This window comes from Candidatus Accumulibacter vicinus (assembly GCF_000584955.1).
Lineage (GTDB): Bacteria > Pseudomonadota > Gammaproteobacteria > Burkholderiales > Rhodocyclaceae > Accumulibacter > Accumulibacter vicinus.
Genome location: NZ_JDSS02000027.1, coordinates 120,650 through 138,106 on the forward strand (window position 1 = coordinate 120,650; position 17,457 = coordinate 138,106).

The 17,457-nt window shown below is 62.0% G+C and carries 16 protein-coding genes; 9 read left to right on the forward strand and 7 right to left on the reverse strand.

The genetic code is table 11. The features are described 5' to 3' along the window. Nucleotides 1–112: 112 nt before the first annotated feature. Nucleotides 113–1,018, forward strand: a complete 906-nt coding sequence (locus CAPSK01_RS13040) for a MerR family transcriptional regulator (RefSeq protein WP_034927323.1) — start codon at nt 113–115, stop codon at nt 1,016–1,018. 25 nt (nt 1,019–1,043) lie between these two features. On the opposite strand, the gene CAPSK01_RS13045 is transcribed toward CAPSK01_RS13040, so the two are convergent. Continuing rightward, the gene (locus CAPSK01_RS13045) at nt 1,044–2,093 is read right to left on the reverse strand and encodes an MBL fold metallo-hydrolase (RefSeq protein ID WP_034927324.1); all 1,050 of its coding nucleotides are present in this window, start codon (nt 2,091–2,093) and stop codon (nt 1,044–1,046) included. A 157-nt stretch (nt 2,094–2,250) separates the two neighbouring features. On the opposite strand from CAPSK01_RS13045, the gene CAPSK01_RS13050 reads away from it, so the two are divergent. From CAPSK01_RS13050 to CAPSK01_RS13085, 8 genes are all read left to right on the forward strand, one after another. After that, the gene (locus tag CAPSK01_RS13050; protein WP_034927325.1) at nt 2,251–2,700 is read left to right on the forward strand and encodes a PaaI family thioesterase; all 450 of its coding nucleotides are present in this window, start codon (nt 2,251–2,253) and stop codon (nt 2,698–2,700) included. A 16-nt stretch (nt 2,701–2,716) separates the two neighbouring features. Beyond that, nucleotides 2,717–3,880, forward strand: coding sequence for an isovaleryl-CoA dehydrogenase (locus tag CAPSK01_RS13055; protein WP_034927326.1), 1,164 nt, complete (start codon nt 2,717–2,719; stop codon nt 3,878–3,880). A gap of 25 nt (nt 3,881–3,905) precedes the next feature. After that, on the forward strand, nt 3,906–5,048 hold the full coding sequence (gene can, locus CAPSK01_RS13060; protein WP_034927327.1) for a carbonate dehydratase: 1,143 nt from the start codon (nt 3,906–3,908) through the stop codon (nt 5,046–5,048). Between the two features lie 88 nt (nt 5,049–5,136). Continuing rightward, nucleotides 5,137–6,081: a DMT family transporter gene (locus CAPSK01_RS13065; protein ID WP_273703643.1), complete on the forward strand. Its 945-nt coding sequence runs from the start codon at nt 5,137–5,139 to the stop codon at nt 6,079–6,081. Continuing rightward, nucleotides 6,078–7,214 carry an acyl-CoA dehydrogenase gene (locus tag CAPSK01_RS13070; protein WP_034927328.1) on the forward strand — a complete coding sequence of 379 codons (1,137 nt, stop codon included), beginning with the start codon at nt 6,078–6,080 and terminating at the stop codon, nt 7,212–7,214. The genes CAPSK01_RS13065 and CAPSK01_RS13070 overlap by 4 nt, the downstream gene beginning before the upstream one ends. 31 nt (nt 7,215–7,245) lie before the next feature. Continuing rightward, the gene (locus CAPSK01_RS13075; RefSeq protein ID WP_034927329.1) at nt 7,246–7,575 is read left to right on the forward strand and encodes a hypothetical protein; all 330 of its coding nucleotides are present in this window, start codon (nt 7,246–7,248) and stop codon (nt 7,573–7,575) included. A gap of 3 nt (nt 7,576–7,578) precedes the next feature. Further along, nucleotides 7,579–8,196, forward strand: coding sequence for a VTT domain-containing protein (locus tag CAPSK01_RS13080; RefSeq protein ID WP_337958582.1), 618 nt, complete (start codon nt 7,579–7,581; stop codon nt 8,194–8,196). Nucleotides 8,197–8,535: 339 nt separating this feature from the next. Further along, nucleotides 8,536–8,739 (forward strand): zf-HC2 domain-containing protein, encoded by a 204-nt coding sequence (locus tag CAPSK01_RS13085; protein WP_273703644.1) that lies wholly within the window; start codon nt 8,536–8,538, stop codon nt 8,737–8,739. Nucleotides 8,740–8,830: 91 nt separating this feature from the next. Here the strand turns inward: CAPSK01_RS13085 and CAPSK01_RS13090 are convergent, their stop codons facing one another. From CAPSK01_RS13090 to CAPSK01_RS13120, 6 genes are all read right to left on the reverse strand, one after another. Beyond that, complete coding sequence (locus CAPSK01_RS13090) at nt 8,831–9,745, reverse strand: MFS transporter (RefSeq protein WP_337958583.1); 915 nt, start codon at nt 9,743–9,745, stop codon at nt 8,831–8,833. Further along, on the reverse strand, nt 9,684–11,591 hold the full coding sequence (locus CAPSK01_RS13095; RefSeq protein WP_034927332.1) for a pyruvate kinase: 1,908 nt from the start codon (nt 11,589–11,591) through the stop codon (nt 9,684–9,686). Before CAPSK01_RS13095 ends, CAPSK01_RS13090 begins: the two co-directional genes overlap by 62 nt. Nucleotides 11,592–11,771: 180 nt before the next feature. Next, nucleotides 11,772–11,951 carry a hypothetical protein gene (locus CAPSK01_RS13100; protein ID WP_273703646.1) on the reverse strand — a complete coding sequence of 60 codons (180 nt, stop codon included), beginning with the start codon at nt 11,949–11,951 and terminating at the stop codon, nt 11,772–11,774. Nucleotides 11,952–12,036: 85 nt separating this feature from the next. Further along, nucleotides 12,037–12,594, reverse strand: coding sequence for a 1-acyl-sn-glycerol-3-phosphate acyltransferase (locus tag CAPSK01_RS13105; protein ID WP_034927334.1), 558 nt, complete (start codon nt 12,592–12,594; stop codon nt 12,037–12,039). Nucleotides 12,595–13,054: 460 nt separating this feature from the next. Then, nucleotides 13,055–16,372, reverse strand: coding sequence for an Ig-like domain-containing protein (locus CAPSK01_RS13115; RefSeq protein ID WP_273703647.1), 3,318 nt, complete (start codon nt 16,370–16,372; stop codon nt 13,055–13,057). An 85-nt stretch (nt 16,373–16,457) separates the two neighbouring features. Then, the coding region (locus CAPSK01_RS13120; protein ID WP_034927347.1) for an asparagine synthase C-terminal domain-containing protein at nt 16,458–17,457 on the reverse strand (1,000 nt) is incomplete at its 5' end.

Consider the following 17,457-nt stretch of genomic DNA (forward strand, 5'->3'; position numbering starts at 1 on the left):
CGTTCATGGTGGTCACTCCTTTTTTGTCCTGGACAAATTAAATAGTTTTGGCTATCCTATCGTTCGATTTGAAGATTGTCAACGATTCGTCTAATTATTGTTTAGGACAAAAATGCATATTCCCGATTTTGGCATCGCTGCCGTCGAACGTGACACAGGCCTCTCGAAGGACGTTCTGCGCGTCTGGGAACGCCGTTATGGTTTCCCCGCGCCACGCCGCGACGCCAACGGCGAACGCAGCTACCCGGCCGAGCAGGTCGAGCGCTTGCGCCTGATCAAACGCCTGATGGATCAGGGCCACCGGCCGGGGAAACTGATCGCGGCAGCCACGGAAGAACTGAGCGGGCTTGCCGCGTGTTCTCTGGTGCCGCGTGCCGCGGGGGAGAATGGGGAAGTCGAGCAACTCGGGGCTTTGCTCGCGCTGATCAAACAGCGCAACGGCGCCGCTTATCAGCAAGCCATGCAGCAGCGCCTTGCCCGACAGGGCCTGCAACGTTTTGTCCAGGACTCGGTGGCGCCGCTGACCCGGCGCGTCGGCGAAGCCTGGGAGGACGGCAGCTTCGAGATATTCGATGAACATCTGTTTACCGAACTCACCAAGCGCCTGTTGCGCCAGGCCATTGCCGCGCTTCCTGTCGGCCGGAGCCGGCCGCGCATCCTGCTGACCAGCGTACCGGACGAACAGCACGTGCTCGGCCTGCTGATGGTCGAGGCGCTATTCGCACTCGAAGGTGCCGATTGCATTCCTCTCGGCGTACAGATGCCCTTGCTCGAAATCGGCCGCGCGGCCAGCGCGCACCGCGCCGACATCGTTGCCCTCTCCTTTTCGGTCGCTTTTCCGCAACGCCAGATTGCCGTCCTGCTGCAACAGTTGCGGCTGATTCTGCCCCCGGAGGCAGCCCTCTGGGCCGGCGGCGCCGGCATTCGACGACTGGTAAAACTGGACGGCGTCGATCTCTTGCCAACCTTCGACATGGCACTCGCAGCGCTGGCCGACTGGCGCGCCGCGCACCCCTGAAACATGCTCCTCGGATATTTTCGGGTCAGGCGGGCGATACCGCTGCTGGCCTCCGGACAAAACGGATCAGTCCATGCGCGTCCTCGATGCGCAGCAGACGTCCGGCATGTTCGAGTCGATTCAGGTGCGCTATCGCTTCGCCCATGGCGAACATCATCTGATGCGTATCGAGATCCCGCGAGAACAAGGTCATCAATAGCTCGGCAGCGCTGCGTGGAGTGGTGCAGTGCGCTTCAAGAACCTGCAGGCGCTCCTGGTGGTGTGCGTGCAGCGCATTGACCCGGTTCTCGATGCCGTGGAAGGGCAGTCCGTGCGAGGGAAGGACCAGAGTCTCGGCAGGCAGTTCGCGGTAGTGATCGATCGACTGCAGGTAGTCGCCGAGCGAGTCGGCCAGGGGTGTGACGGCAAAGACGCTGACATTGGTCGAGATCTTCGGCAAGAGCATGTCGCCGGAGATCAACACGCCGAGCTCCGCGCAGTAGAGTGCCGCATGTTCCGGCGAATGGCCAAAACCGATGCGGACTTGCCAGCGATGTCCGCCAATGGCCACCTGGTCACCACCGAACAGGCGCTGGTAATGTGTCGGCAGACTCGGTACGCCGCGGTTGTAGCCACTGCCGCGACGTTCCAGTGCCGCGCAGCGATCGGCATCAAGGCCGTGTGCACGAAACTGCCGCAACATCGGCTGATTGCCGTGACCGCCCACCTCGTGCCAGACCGCATGCGCCGTCAGATACTCGCCCACCGTCATGCACACCGGCGCACCGGTGCGCTCCTGCAACCAGGCGGCGAGGCCGAGATGATCGGGGTGGAAATGCGTGACGATGATGCGCACGATTTTCCCGCCACGTGCCGTCGACACCAGGCGGGACAGGATTTGCTGCCAGCATTCCTTGACCGTATCGAGGGCGAAACCGGTATCGACGATGGTCCACCCGGCATCGTCTTCAAGCAGCCAGAGGTTGATGTGGTCGAGGGCGAAAGGCAGCGGCATCCGCAGCCAGTGGATACCCGGAGAAACCTCGAAGGTTTCGCCAGCAACCGGCGGGGTGGCAAAGGGGTAATCTGGCAGCATCGCGGGGCGGATTGTAAAAAATGCTGAAACCTATACACTGGGCGTGCTCAGAGGCTGACTACCGCCAGCGTCGAGCTGGCACCATTCTACACGTGATTCAGTGCCGTGCCGCCCTTAAAGCAACCCGGCACAAGCTTCCAGATTACAATTCGTAGCCATGCATAAAGCCCAGGATCCCCATTTTGCCGAACGCGTCCGTGCCAGCTTTGCGCGGCAACAGGCCATGAACCTGATCGGCGCCCGCATGGCGGTGGTCGAGGCGGGTTACACCGAGATTCATCTGCCCTACAAACCCGAAGTCACGCAGCAGCATGGCTACATTCACGGCGGCATTGTCGGCATGATTGCCGATTCGGCGGCGGGTTACGCCGCCAGCACCCTGACGGCGGCCGACACCGAGGTGTTGACCGTCGAGTACAAGCTCAACCTGCTGGCCCCGGCCGAAGGGCCCCTGTTGATTGCCGAAGGATCGGTGGTCCGCTACGGGCGAACACTGATCGTGACCCGTGCCGAAGTGTTTGCCGTCAGCCATGGCAGGAAGAACCTGTGCGCGCTGATGCAGCAGACCATCATGGCCGTGCACGGCAAACACCCCGCCAAAACCTGATCAAGGAGCGACAGACATGCCCTACCCGAACCTCGGTTTTGCCCATGGCGAGACCATCGACATGCTGCGGGCAACCGTTCAGGCTTTTGCCGCTGCCGAAATCAGGCCGCGCGCCGAAGCCATCGATCGCGACAACTTCTTTCCCGCCGATCTTTGGCAGAAGATGGGCAGCATGGGCCTGCTCGGCATCACTGCCGAGGAGGAGTACGGCGGCAGCGGGCTCGGCTATCTCGCACACATCATCGCCATGGAAGAAATCTCCCGAGCTTCGGCGAGTGTTGCCCTCTCCTACGGCGCGCACTCGAATCTCTGCGTCAATCAGATTCGCCGCAATGGCAATGCCGCACAGAAAGACCGCTATCTGCCCAGACTGATTTCCGGAGAACACGTCGGGGCGCTCGCCATGTCGGAAGCCAACGCCGGTTCGGACGTGGTCAGCATGAAATTGCGCGCCGAGCACAAGGGCGACCGCTTCGTCCTCAATGGCGGCAAGATGTGGATCACCAACGGCGGGGATGCCGACACGCTGGTGGTCTATGCCAAGACCGACCTCGAGGCCGGCTCGAAAGGCATCACCGCTTTCATCGTGGAAAAGGGGATGCCGGGTTTCTCCTGCGGCACCAAACTCGACAAGCTCGGCATGCGCGGATCGAACACCTACCCGCTGTTTTTCGATGACTGCGAAGTGCCTGAAGAAAATGTCCTCGGTCAACTGAATGGCGGCGTGCGCGTGCTGATGAGCGGCCTCGACTACGAACGCGCCGTGCTCGCGGGCGGTCCGCTGGGAATCATGGCTGCCGTCATGGATCTGGTCCTGCCTTACATCCATGACCGCCAACAGTTTGGCCAACCGATCGGTGAATTCCAGTTGATGCAGGGCAAGATCGCCGATCTGTATACCACCTTCAACGTCTGCCGAGCTTACGTCTATGCCGTCGGCGCGGCCTGCGATCGTGGCGAAACGACCCGCAAGGACGCCGCCGGGGCGATTCTGTACGCTGCCGAAAAGGCGACCTGGATGGCCGGCGAGGCGATCCAGATCCTCGGCGGCAATGGCTACATCAATGAGTACCCGGCGGGTCGCCTGTGGCGCGATGCCAAGCTCTACGAGATCGGTGCCGGCACCTCGGAAATCCGCCGCATGCTGATCGGCCGGGAGCTTTTTGCCGAAACGCTGTAAAACCCTATGAACCGCTAGGAAGATCATGACCTGCACGCTGCGCGCCGTCAGCGCCAACGACACCACTGCCATCGAACACGTTCGCCAGTTCTTCCGAAATTATGCCGCGTGGCTCGGCGTCGACCTGTGTTTCCAGAATTTCGAAGCGGAAATGGCATCGCTACCGGGCGCCTACGCCCAGCCTGACGGTCGCCTGTTCTATGCCGAACGCGATGGCCGGCCGGCTGGCTGCGTCGGTATCCGACCCTTCTCGACGGGCCTTTGCGAACTGAAGCGGCTGTATGTCGAGCCCAGCCAGCGTAGCTTCGGCATCGGCCGCGTGCTGACGATGGCGGCGATCAAGGCGGCCAAGGAAATCGGCTACCGCAAGTTGCTGCTCGACACCCTGCCAACCATGCGCGTTGCGGTCAAGCTCTACCGCGAACTGGGTTTCAAGGAAACGCCCGCCTATTACCAGACGCCACTCGAAGGCACGATGTTTCTCGCCCTCGATCTCGAAAACTGGTCGGAGGAAGAAGTCGTCAACGAAAACCTCTTTCACCTGTTCGACTTCAACCGCGCCTGGTCGAGTCGCATGCAGGAGATCGATCCGGGGTACTTCCTCAAACTGTCGCACTTGCAGACACCGCAATACCTGTGGATCGGCTGCTCGGATTCGCGTGTGCCGGCCAACGAGATTGTCGGTCTGCTGCCGGGCGAGCTTTTCGTCCACCGCAACGTCGCCAACGTCGTCGTACACACCGATCTGAACTGCCTGTCGGTGATCCAGTTCGCCGTCGATGTCCTCAAGGTCAGGCACGTCATGGTCGTCGGCCACTACGGTTGCGGCGGCGTCAAGGCTGCACTCAATCGGGATCGTGCCGGGCTGGTCGACATCTGGCTGCGGCATGTCCGCGACGTGCACGACAAACATCTGGCACTGGTCGATACCCTGCCGCCAGAGCGGCAACATGATCGACTTTGCGAACTCAATGTTCTCGAACAGGTGACCAACGTCTGCCAGACCTTCGTCATCCAGGACGCCTGGCAGCGCGGTCAGCCGGTCACCGTGCACGGCTGGATCTACGGCCTGCGCGATGGACTGATGCGTGACCTCGGGTTCACCGTGCACCGCCACGAAGACCTGCTGCCGAACTATGTCGCGGCACTCGCAGGGCTGCAGGTCTGAGTCGCAGACGCGACATACCCATGACAAACCCTGCCATGCGCCATTTCTTGCCACTTCCCGGCAGCGCAGCCGCGACCGCGGAAACTCTTTGACCGCAACTGCCGAACGGGCGCAGGCGTTCCCCACGACCTACCTCAAGCTGCTCGCCACCGTCCTGGTCTGGGGAGCAACCTGGATAGCCGGCCGGGTGGCGGTCAGCGAAGCCTCGCCGCTGGCCGTGGCCAGTTGGCGCTTCCTGCTCGCGGCGCTGGTCCTCGGCACGCTGGTGGTAATCCATGAAGGCTGGCCGCGCTGGTCGTTCAAGGAGTGGTTGACGCTCGTGGCACTGGGCGCCAGCGGCATCTTTCTCTATAACCTGTGTTTCCTCTACGGTTTGAAGATGATCGAGGCCGGGCGCGGCGCGCTGGTGGTGGCGCTGACGCCGGCGGTGGTCGCGGCCGGTGACTGGCTGCTGTTCAGGGCGCCGATGTCGCCGACGAAAGCTGCCGGCATCGCACTGGCGATGTTTGGCTGCCTGCTGGTGGTCACCAACGGCGACCCCCGTCTGCTGCTGGCCGGCGAGGTGGGTCTCGGCGAATGGCTGATCATCGGCTGCAGTGTGCTGTGGGCGGTTTATACTTTTGTCGGCCGGCGCGGCACGCGCTCACTGTCGCCGTTGGCGATGACCTTTGGTGCCAGTCTGACCGGCTGGGGGATGCTGACCATCGCGGCGCTGCTACAGGGGTCGCTGTTCATGCTGACGGAAATCACCTGGCGTGGCTTGAGCGCGATCGTTTTCCTCGGGCTATTCGGTACCGCCCTCGCCTTTACCTGGTACGCCGAAGCCGTGCAACGCATCGGCGCGACGCGCTCGGCGGCGTTCATCAACCTGGTCCCGGTCAGCGCCGTCATCCTCGGCGCCGTGCTGCTCGACGAACGGCTCGGGGTCGGGATTCTGTTCGGCGGCACGCTGGTCATCGCCGGAGTCGTCATCACCAATCATGCCGGCGCGCGCCTTGCGGCCGGCGTCATCAGCAAGGAGAAAATCCAATGATCTTGACACAGGAACAGGAAATGATCCGCGACTCGCTGCGCGTTTTCGCGCAGGAGCGTCTGGCGCCCTACGCTGCCGAGTGGGACCGCCATCACACCTTCCCGGCCGATGCGCTACGCGAACTCGGCGAACTCGGCGCGCTTGGCATGGTCGTTCCCGAGCAATGGGGCGGCGCTGGCATGGACTACATGTCGCTGGTGCTGGTGATCGAAGAGATCGCCGCTGGCGACGGCGCGACCTCGACGATCGTCAGCGTGCAGAATTCGCTGGCCTGCGGCATCACCATGAAGTACGGCAGCGACGAACAGAAGGAAAACTGGCTCAAGCCAATGGCACGCGGCGAGATGCTCGGCTGCTTCTGCCTGACCGAACCGCATACCGGCTCCGATGCCGCGGCCATCACCACCCGCGCCGACCGCGACGGCGATCATTTCGTTCTCAATGGCGTCAAGCAGTTCATTACTACCGGCAAGTACGCGCAGGTGGCGATCGTCTTTGCCGTCACCGACAAGGCCGCCGGCAAGAAGGGCATCTCGTGTTTCCTGGTGCCGACCGCGACACCCGGTTACATCGTTGCCCGCATCGAGGAAAAGATGGGTCAGCGCGCTTCGGATACCGCGCAGATCCTCTTCGAGAACTGCCGGGTTCCGGCTTCCTGCCTGCTCGGCAAGGAAGGCGACGGCTACCGGATTGCCCTGTCGAACCTCGAAGCCGGCCGCATCGGCATCGCTGCCCAGTCGGTCGGCATGGCGCGTGCCGCTTTCGAAGCGGCGGTGCAATACGCCAAGGAACGCGAAACCTTCGGCAAGCCGATCATCGAGCATCAGGCGGTGAGCTTCCGTCTCGCCGACATGGCCACGCAGATCGATGCCGCTCGTCTGCTGGTCTGGCGGGCCGCGACCTTCAAGGATGCCGGCAAGCCCTGCCTCAAGGAAGCGTCGATGGCCAAGATGTTCGCCTCCGAAATGGCCGAAAAAGTCTGCTCCGACGCGATCCAGATTCTCGGCGGCTACGGCTACGTCAGCGACTTCCCGGTCGAGCGGATCTATCGCGACGTCCGTGTCTGCCAGATCTACGAAGGTGCCAACGACATCCAGCGCCTGGTGATCGGCCGCGCCGTGACGGGTGATTAACGACGCTCGTCAATCGACGTTTGGGAAAAACATGTCCACCCTGCGCTTGCTCGGCGACAAGCTGGCGGGTGGCGACTATTACACCGGGGAAGTAAAACAGAACCCATGGGACCAGGAAATTGGCCCGATCAAGGCCTTTGCCTGGCCCATGCTGCTGCAGGCCGGCGGTCTGGCGGTTGGCGTCGCGGGCCGTCTGCAACTCAAGCCCGGGTGGTGTCAAGGCTCTCAGCCTGCCACCGGCACAGGTGCTGCGCGGGCTTTGGCAGAAGTGGCTGACGCCATCTCACGCGACCGGCAACGCAGGGCGGGAGATGGCGTGACCGAGCCTTGTCGGGCCTGCGCGCGCCGGCTGGCGTTTTGACTTGTGGACACCCCGGATGAGAAAGAGCTGACAGCGCTGGACCACATGTTGAACCGATCGACCCTACCCTACCCGCGACTGCTTGCGGTGGCGCTGTTCCTCGGCGTACTGTTCGCGACCTTCGAGCTGTCCGGTTGGCGCGACCACTTCAGTCGGCAGTTCCTGCACGACCAGTTCCTCGAGCACAGGCTGAACGGAGTCCTGATTTTTGTCCTGCTATTCTCGCTGGGCAACCTGATCCAGATCCCGGGCTGGATCTTTCTCGCGGCCGCTGTGCTGGCCCTGGGACGAAGCTGGGGCGGCGTCGTCACCTACCTCGCCGCCAGCATCTCCTGCGCACTGACTTTCCTCAGCATCCGCCTGGTCGGTGGCGATGCCCTGCGACAGTTGACGAACCGGCCCGCGCGCCGCCTGCTGGAGCAACTCGATGGCCACCCGATCCGCAGCGTTCTCTGCCTGCGCATCCTGTTTCAGACGGCGCCGGCGCTCAACTACGCCCTCGCCATGTCCGGGGTCGGTTTTCGGGAGTACATGCTCGGCACCCTGCTCGGCCTGCCTCTGCCGATCGCCCTCTATTGCCTGTTCTTTGACTTCCTGGCCAGGCTGCTCCACCTCGGCTAGGAGGAGTCGACATGGCCAGATCTGCGTCGCAAGTTCTCGGCAACAGAAATGTAAGGATCTGCGCCGCGAGCCGACAAACCATCGGCAGTCCGGTTGTCGACCAGTCGCTGCGACCGGGGGACTTGCGCTCACGCCGCCGGCCCTGCCAGCTTCCTGATCACCCGGCGCGGTTTTTTTGCACGAGGAGAGCGACCCTGAGCAAGTGGATGTCGGACCGATGGCGCCGCTGACGATGCCCGCCGATTGCCGTTGCGGACGAGTCCGACGAGCTGCCGCGATGCGTTCGCAAGGCGGTGGCGCACGGTCGGTTGGCGCCGGCGCCAGCGCCAGAATCGAGCGATGATGCGCAACTGTCGGGAAATAACCCGCTTGTGCTCGGAGGCGCTCGAGCGGGAGCTCACGTTGCGTGAGCGCGTGACGATGCGGACGCACCTGATGATCTGCCTCCCCTGTCGAAACTTCCGCACGCACCTCGCCTTCCTGCGCCAGGCCATGCGCCGGTACACCGAAGGCAAGAGCGGTGCCGGACCGGACGACTCCTGACGGCCCGGGAGAGGCGATGCAACCCTCCGATCACAGACGCGTCGACGGCAGCCGTGGTAGGCACGCGGCGCGCCCGCTTCACGGTATTGAGTCAAGCGAGATTCTGCAGGATTGGCGTCGCGAAGTTCTGGATCGCGCCGAACGCCGTCGTGATCAGAAAGAAAAAGGCGAAACACAGCCATACCGCCGGCGAGCGCAGGAACGCCAGAAGCGGCGCCGGCGTCGCGACCTCGGGCGCCGGCAGGCTGTGCGGCGGATCGGCGAGCGTACGGCGGCGCCAGAACAGGAGAGCCAGTGCCAGAGCCGCGAGCGCGGCGGCGGCTAGTGCCGCGACCCGCCAGCCGGCCGTGGCGGCAATTCCGGTCATGAACACCGGCGCCAGCGCCCAGCCGAGATTGCCGGAGAGGCCATGAATCGAGAACGCGTAGCTCAGCCTGGGTGGCGACACGCGGCGATTGAGCACTGTGAAATCGGCCGGGTGGAAGACACTGTTGCCCAGCCCGGCCAGCGCCGCGACGATGGCCAGCGCGGCATAGCCGTCAGCGACCGCAAGCAGCAGCGACGCAGTCAGGCAACAACCGATGCCGCCGCCGAGAACCCTCGCCGCGCCGTAGCGATCGACGAGGAAGCCGGCAAGCGCCTGACCCATTGCCGAGACAACGAAGAAGACCGTCATCGTCGCGCCGATGCCGGTGAAGCTGAGTGCGAAGTCCTTCATCAGCCACGGAAAGAGGGGCGGCAGGAGGAGGTGAAAGAAATGCGAGACGCCATGCGCGCAGCCGATCAGCGAAACGACCTCGAGGTCACGGCTTGGCGGCAGCGCCGCGGAAGTGGCAGTCATGGCGGTACTCTTGGACGGATGCCTGCAGTGTACCGGGTTCTGGGCGGCCAAGAAGCCTCGGCGGCGCTGCCCGTTCCTGCCGGCGAGTGTCCGTTCGGCGCGCCTAGACCTGTTCGGAAATCGACAACCTGCGCAGCATGTTGCGCCGCTTGTGCTGGTGGGCATGCATGCGCTCCAGCACGCCGTTGAGAAAACGCACCGCCTCGACGATGTAAGGCCCCTTGTTGAGCATCACGGCCTCGGCACGGCCGCTCATGACGGCGTCGGAGACCTCCGCACGCGTTGGTGCTCCCGTCTTGGCCAGCCCCTCCAGCACTTGGGTCGCCCAGATCACCGGCACATGGGCGGCTTCACACAGCCAGAGGATCTCTTCCTGCACCTCGGCCAGACGCTCGAAGCCGACTTCGACGGCAAGATCCCCGCGCGCCACCATCACGCCGACCGGCGGCGAGTACATCGCGGTCAACAGCAGGCGCGGCAGGTTCTCGAAAGCCTCCCGGTTCTCGACCTTGAGCACGATACCGATATCTCCACCACCCAGCCTCTCGAGATGGCGTTGCAGGAGCAGCACGTCCTCCGGCGTGCGCACGAAGGAGAGTCCAACCATGTCCACGTGCTTCACCAGGAACGTCAGGTCATGGACATCCTTTTCCGTCAGGGCCGCGATGGCAAGTTCGGTGTCGGGCAGATTGATCCCTTTTTCCGGCCGCAGCCTGGCGGTTGTCGGGCCAGTGTCGCCGATCTGCACGACGATTTCCCGACCGTCATTGGCAATGACGCGGCTGCCGATCTTTCCGTCGTCGAAACAGATGGTCTCGCCGGGTCTTGCGGCTTCGAAAGCGGCATCCAGGGAGCATGAAATGCGCGCCGGGTCGATGAGCTGACCCCCGGCGTCGCGCACCGCGGCCCGCCCCGGAATGCGATCGCGGGTCAGGATCAGTCTGTCGCCCACCGCCAGCTCGATCGGCGAGACGACCTCGGGCAAGGGACCAAAGTCGCCTTCGGCAATCACCTCGCCGGCGCGGAGCAGGCGAGCCAGGCCGCCTTGTTCCACGTAGGCCGTCCGGCTCGCCAGCGCCAGACGCGAGGCATTGCGCACTTCGCTCACCACGAGTTCCCGATATTTACCCCGGCAATCGTCGAAGGCGATGACGTCACCGACAAGCGCGGACGCGACCAGATGGCCTTCGATCGGCAAGGTGAAACGCACACCCGGAGGTGCCGGCTCGGGAGCCGCGGCCGGCGTCAGCCAGACCTGCGCCGGCTCACTCACCGACCCGCGCAGGTCGCGGCGTGGACGATATTTGAGGACGCGCCCGAGCGACTCGATCATGCCGGTACGCAGCTTCGGACCCGCCAGGTCGGCATAGATCTTGGCCGAGCGGCCGAGTTCCCTCTCGGCACGGTGCAGGTTTTTGATCATGCCCAGCCAGGCCGTCTCGTCGTCGTGTGCGCAGTTGATGCGCATCACGTCCATGCCGGCAGCCAGCAGGTTGCGCACCAGCGCGTAGTCGAAGGTCGCTTCGCTCGGCATCGTCACCATGATCCGCACCGAACGTTTGCCCGCCGGCGAGCCGAGGAGAAGCTGGCTGTGTTGATCGAGGACGATGGTGCCATCGTCGCTGCTCAGCGGTGAAGCCGGAGACTGCGGTTGCCGCGGCCGGCCGACGAGGCCATGCAGGGCCGCCAGCACGGCATCCAGCGAACGCAGTGTTTGCGCCTCGCAGCCGCCCAGTGAAGTCAGGCCGAGAGCGGTCAGTTCCTCCTGCAGCGGCCGCAGATCGATCTGCCGCAGGGCGAGATAGTGCAACAGGTTGCGGGCGCTGCTCTGATAGCTGGGCCCGATGCGCTGCAACTGATCGACGTGGCTCAACTCGAGCGCCATGGCGCGAGCACGCAGCTCACTGATTTTCGGGATCAGACGTTCCGCCTGCGGGTGGCCGCCGCCGGCAGTGGCCTCTGCGCCGTCACTCAGGCGTGGACTGTCCGGGACTTGCTGGGTTTGGTTCATTGGCTGTTTTCCGTCCGCGGGATGGCAAGAACCCCCGCAGGCTACGCCAACAATGTTTCGGCAGCGTGACGAGGCGAGCCGCCAGGGTGGCGGCGGACCGGCAAGCCACTGGGCCCGGAAAGAGCGGCGCACGACCCCGCAAGCGATGACGCGCTGATCTCCAGCACCCTCCTTGCTTGCTCAGCGGGGCGCGAAGAAGATCCTCGGAGCCGCCCGGAGCTGCCGTTCCTCCCGAATCCGTCGCGGGTAATCGAAGTGCCCGGTAGTGAGGACGAACAACTCCTTGCTGCCGCCGAGGGCGTTGAAGACCGAAAACTGGCTTGGTGGTGCGACCGTCGGGTCGAACAGGGCTGCCGCCACGTGCATCGGCTGGTGGATGAATCACTCGCCGAAATGACCCCGGCGGCTTCGCGAATGCCTTTGGCGAGGCCGCTGCCCGACGCCGTCAGTCCAGCCAGTGGATCGGCGATGCCAGATCCGGGTGCTTGCCGCGCCGGTCGGCGTAGTGGCGCGCGATGGCCGCCAGATCGCTCGCCGGATTGGCGGATAGCGTCACGTAGGCAAGAATCCCGGCTTCGCGGCGCGCGTAGTCCACAAAACCCAGGGCGACCGGCACATCGGCAGCCAGCGCTATCCGGTAGAAGCCGCTCTTCCAGCCGCGGGTCAGCCTACGCGTGCCTTCCGGGGCGACGACCAGAAGCAGGCGGGGATCGGCTGCAAACTGCGCCACCATCTCGGCGACGAAGCCCTGACGGACGCGCCGATTTACCGGGATGCCGCCCAAACGGCGCAGCAATCCGCCAAAAGGCCAGCGAAACAGCGACTCCTTCGCTACCCATCGGGCATCGAGACCGAGCGCCAGCTTGCCCAGCAGGGCATAGAAGGCGTCCCAGTTGGACGTGTGCGGATAGCCGATCAGCACGGCGCGTGCCGGCCGCCCCGGTGGTTCGCTCAGCGTCCAGCCCAGCAGGGCGAGCAGGCGACATGACAGGATCTTCAACATGTGGGCAGTGTAACCAGAGGTGGCCCGTTTGTTACTATGAAAGTCGCGAGCGACCCTCGAATCTCCCCACCTCTCCACTTGCAGGAGAGGGATCGGGGGGTGACATGCTTTGCGCCGACAGAAGTCGGCGGTCAGCGTTCCAGCGTCAACGGGCCGATCTTGGCGTGCCGTTTCGTCAGGCCCGGATCACTCCTCGCGGGGCTGCTGGTGTCACCCAAAACCTGCACCGCAGGCGCCATCCATTGCCGCTTCCCGTCATGCTGCTGCCTCAGTTCCGCTCGCGTCTTGTCGCTCTTCAGCGCCGCCAGGGCCACTTGCGCCTTGAATGCCGGTGTGTGGTTCCGCCTTCATGCTCTTGCTCCTGTGGTGGCTGCTTCGACAGCCGTTGATTGGGGGCAAGGCTACCACTTCTCCTGCTGTCCGAAATTCCGGGGGGCCGCTCTGTTTTCCGATGAAGGCATCATTGTGCGCTCCTGTAGAGGATCGTGAGTTTGGGTCTCAGGTTGGGATTGGAGGCCGACTCTCGGGTATAAAAGCGTTTGAGATTGTTGTTGCCGCTGACCTCGATCAGGCGCCAACCGAAATTGGGCTGGCCTTGTGCCATTTGCTGTACACCCACGCTGACATCGATGTTCAGCCATCCACTATTCCATCCGACGCTACCCTGTCCATCAGCGATACTGAGGTAATCGCTTCCGGAATTGTTTGCGCCAGCGGCACTCCATGCGGCACCGGCCAGACGTTGCTGCCATGTAGCCTGCGTTTCACTCCAATCCATCAATATTCGATGGGCTCGATAGGTGTAATCGTACGCGGTTGACTTGTACATACTCAGCGTGGCGGACTGGATGGTGGCCCCATCGGGTATGGGGCCACCCTCGGAAGCAAAGATCGCAAACCGGACCAGACTGGTATACGACGAGCCACCAGACAAGAAGTACGTTTGGGTACCCAGGCTTGTGGTCTTGGAATATACCGAAAGATAAGTATCGCGCGTTCCAGCGTAGCCGTTGACCCCATCTTGCAGAGAGAGCGTGCTCTCTGGAAGGGGTGTGATGACAGTCACGGAAATGGGCGCGGATGCAGTGCTGGCCCCCAAGTTGTCATACGCGATCGCCGAAAGCGTATAAGAGCCGACGACACTGGCAGACCAGGCGACGCTGAAAGGAGGTGACAGGGATTCACCGATCTTTTTGCTTCCCTCGAAGAACTCTACCCTGGCAATCGAACCATCGCTATCGGAGGCGTTGGCGTTGATGCTGATGAAGGTGCCAGTATTGATCGTGGTGCCATTGGCTGGACTTGACAGACTGACGACGGGAGGTTGGTTGATCCCTAACATGGTGATCGTGATGGGAGGTGAGACGGCTGTTTTCCCAAGATTGTCGGTGGCTCTGGCCGTCAAGATATGGCTACCTGCAGGAGGGTTTACCCAGAAAAACTGATAAGGCGGTGAAGTGATTTCGCTGAGTTTTTCCGCGCCGGCGAAGAATTCTACCTTGCTCACCGTCCCATCAATATCGGAGGCATTGGCAATCAGCGTGACACTGCCGCCCGCGGCGATCGTGGCACCATTGGGCGGCGCCGTGAGATTCACGACAGGCGATTGGTTGGTTCCGCTAACGGGCTTGTAAACCCAGACGTTGCCCAAGGTCCTGTCCTGCAATCCGATGAAGACCCCGAGGTCGGAAGCGTACTTCCACTTGCCGAGAATGCCGGTTCCCGTGTCCCCGTTTGGCACGGAACCGGTTGGCGTTGGCTGCAACGAGACAGACCAACCAGATGCTGATATTGTTTCAGGAGGGCTGATCGACCACACGCGACCATCTCCACACCACAGCATGTACTTGCGTTGCACCGGGTCAAAGTCAAGACCACATTTTTTCAGTGTGATGGCATTTGCCTGCAACAATGGTAGCAGTTGGCCGTTGGGATCCGAGAGATTGATGCGAACCTCATAATTCTTGGAGCCTGGTGTTGCCGTGTTCCAGTAGTACAAAGGAAATGAGTTGTTCCCGGTCAGCACGAAGAGTTTTTGTCCCGGGTCGAATGCACACGATGTGGAATCTGTTGGCGAGCCCCAGTAGCCACCAATTCGTTCCCAGTTGTCTGCCGCGGGAGCAGTGACATCATTGATCACATAACGATACAGATTGCGTGCCGTACCGCCAGAGGTTGCGCCCACGTAAACCGTATCACGCCCGTTCTCCGCAGCGTAGGCAGTGCATCCATTCACATGACTCGCCGGGAGCGGGGCACTCGCGAGATTGACCGTATGATCACGGTTCTGCCACATCTCACCACCGACTACTTCGGGATGTGGTGCGGTATTTTGCACGTGGGAGCCGGTGCTTCCTCCCACCTTGCCGGGGTCGGCCCGATTGGGATCAAAAAAATAGGGGCCCGTATTTCTGCTGGTAGTCGCTGTGGCCTGACGCCTGTATTGCCCACCGTTTTGCCAAGCGGCGCCACCCAGTACCAGCAGCCGGTCGACGATAGGCAAAAATATGTTGTTATCGTAGGTGTGGGCAGAGGCTGGGGCCGCGTCTGGCCCATCTACCGCAATGTAATTGCCCAGCGGGTCCTGTATTACTTGGCTCGGCAGGGACGCCCTTTCCCACATCATCGTGCTTGCACGCCAGCGGTAGACGTCATTCCCTGAGTAGTTCGCGTGCCCGCCGCCATAGAGCCACAAGTCAGCCCGATTCGTATCCCAGCCGAAACTGCTCCAGGCACCAATTATCGCGCTTGGATAATACGCACCAACCGGGCGCAGATCCGGCGGGGTCCACACGTCTGAATAGTTGTTCGTGTTGACCTTCGCCCAGTTTCCCTCGGGAAGGGATGCGATCATAGCCTGGAGCTCAGTCAAGGCTTGGCCGCTAGCCATTTCACTTGTCGTCGGCGCAGCGGCAGCGTTGATCTCGGAATTGCTCGCACCAGGACTGTACAAAACCGGGGTCGCGCGCGAGCGCTCCTGATCATTGGATAATATCTCGAGACTCAGCACACGCTGTTGGTGAACGCCAGACGAATCGAAGCAGGAAACGGTAATGTCCCACTGCCCAGGTACGGTCGGCGTTCCCGAAATCGCTAAACGGGCAGCATCCAGAGCCAACCCGCTTGGCAATGGAACATGGCACTTGACCGGGGGGCGACCGCCATCAACCTCAAGAAAAGCGTCAAAGCGTTCATTCACGACGGCAATCGGCAGGGCCGAGGTGACGATCCGCAGACCAGGTCGCGACTCGCCAACGAACTGCAACCTCAACGCATCAACGACTACCGGCTTATCCGAATTTCCAACCAGCTCGATTTTCGACGACGATTCGGGCGTGAACGGAAAGGTGCCGATGCGTTGCCAAAGTCCACCGCCCATCGTCTGATCGGCCCTCGCAGTCGAGCTTCCCTCGGCATGTTGCACGAGTATCTGAGCTTGCTTGGCATTAACTTTGGTAATGGGCCACCAGAGATAAACGGTGTACCAGCCTCGACGCGGAATCTGCGGCTGAAATGTAAATGAACTTTTCCCCGGGCCGACGCTTGTCAACGCCCAAGAACTTCTGGCCAGATACCCCCTGAACTCCTCGAATGCCCCCAGGCGTTGGTTGTTGAAATCATCGGTCGTCAAGACAATGTTCGGGTAATCGGGGGATTCCGGGATCGTTTCCGTTGCGGCCACATTGGCGCAGAGCGCTAACAGCATGAGCCAGAAAACCATCAATCGACACGGCATTCGCCAGCTGCTGACGATCAAACCATAATTCATATTTCCCATTTCCCATCCTCATTGTCAACTTGATAATGAGACATATTCCCAAGGTTCACATAACCGCAAGCTATCGCAGATGGTCATCAAGTCATTATCTTGTTTCCTGGTGCCGGAGCCACTGCTCAAACATCGTCAGGATCCACGCCATCTCCCCGTAGTAGCCGGGGTGGGCGGGCAGATATTCGCTCATCAGTTTCTGGATGAAATCAGCGCGAATGATACCTCGTGTCGCGAGCGTGCCGAGCGAATCCTCGACGAGTTTCCTCAAGGCTGGCGTGCGTGTCGTCCAGAGGCCAAAGGGCAGTCCGAAGCCTTTTTTCTTCTTGGTAATGATCGCATCGGGCAGGAAGCCTCGCAGCGCTTCCTTGAAGAACCAGCGTAGCTTGAAGCGGCGAAGCTTCCAGTCGGGTGGCAAAGCCATCGAGAAATCGGTCAATGTATCCGCCAGCAATGGATAGCCGACTTCGATGCCAGCCATTCGAGTGGCACCGCGTACCTTGGGAAGGTCACTGTCGGCCAGCGTGTAGCGCCAGTCGTAAGCCAGCATTCGATTGATCAGGCTCGGCGCCTGGCACTCGCTCCAGGTGGACTGCATGTGTCTCGATGGCTCACTCAGGTCGATCCGGGCGAGGAAATCGGCACTTAATACGCTGGCAGGGTCAAGCTGCATGAGCAGATTGAAGCTCTGCAGGCGATCCGGCATCGGCACACGGGAATGACGGACATAACCGGTGGCTTGCTTGAGACCGGGTATCCGCCGCAACGGACTGTGGTCGTCGCACATGGGCTCGATCAGGCGCCGCATGCCCTTCGGAACGGCGTGATAGAACTCGAACAAGCGCTGCATCGCGTAGCGGGAATTCCCCCCGAACAGTTCGTCGCCGCCATCTCCCGCGAGAATCTTGGTGCAGCCATCGGCGCGTGCGATTCTGGCGCAGTAATAGGCTGGCAGGGCCGAGGAATTACCGAAGGGTTGATCGAAATGCTGCGCGACCGCCGGCATGCTGGCCACCAAATCAGCCGGCGTGACGTAGTATTCATGGTGCTCGCAGTCAAAGTGCTTGGCGGCGATGCGGGCATAGGCCATTTCG

What these genes read in the sequence shown, in the direction of transcription:
- CAPSK01_RS13050 (WP_034927325.1), top strand. Translation starts at nt 2,251, where the DNA reads ATGCATAAAGCCCAGGATCCCCATTTTGCCGAACGCGTCCGTGCCAGC.
- CAPSK01_RS13075 (WP_034927329.1), top strand. Translation starts at nt 7,246, where the DNA reads ATGTCCACCCTGCGCTTGCTCGGCGACAAGCTGGCGGGTGGCGACTAT.
- CAPSK01_RS13040 (WP_034927323.1), top strand. Translation starts at nt 113, where the DNA reads ATGCATATTCCCGATTTTGGCATCGCTGCCGTCGAACGTGACACAGGC.
- CAPSK01_RS13090 (WP_337958583.1), bottom strand. Translation starts at nt 9,745, where the DNA reads ATGCCCACCAGCACAAGCGGCGCAACATGCTGCGCAGGTTGTCGATTT.
- CAPSK01_RS13045 (WP_034927324.1), bottom strand. Translation starts at nt 2,093, where the DNA reads ATGCTGCCAGATTACCCCTTTGCCACCCCGCCGGTTGCTGGCGAAACC.
- CAPSK01_RS13055 (WP_034927326.1), top strand. Translation starts at nt 2,717, where the DNA reads ATGCCCTACCCGAACCTCGGTTTTGCCCATGGCGAGACCATCGACATG.
- CAPSK01_RS13085 (WP_273703644.1), top strand. Translation starts at nt 8,536, where the DNA reads ATGATGCGCAACTGTCGGGAAATAACCCGCTTGTGCTCGGAGGCGCTC.
- CAPSK01_RS13115 (WP_273703647.1), bottom strand. Translation starts at nt 16,372, where the DNA reads ATGGGAAATATGAATTATGGTTTGATCGTCAGCAGCTGGCGAATGCCG.
- CAPSK01_RS13095 (WP_034927332.1), bottom strand. Translation starts at nt 11,591, where the DNA reads ATGAACCAAACCCAGCAAGTCCCGGACAGTCCACGCCTGAGTGACGGC.
- can (WP_034927327.1), top strand. Translation starts at nt 3,906, where the DNA reads ATGACCTGCACGCTGCGCGCCGTCAGCGCCAACGACACCACTGCCATC.
- CAPSK01_RS13070 (WP_034927328.1), top strand. Translation starts at nt 6,078, where the DNA reads ATGATCTTGACACAGGAACAGGAAATGATCCGCGACTCGCTGCGCGTT.
- CAPSK01_RS13105 (WP_034927334.1), bottom strand. Translation starts at nt 12,594, where the DNA reads ATGTTGAAGATCCTGTCATGTCGCCTGCTCGCCCTGCTGGGCTGGACG.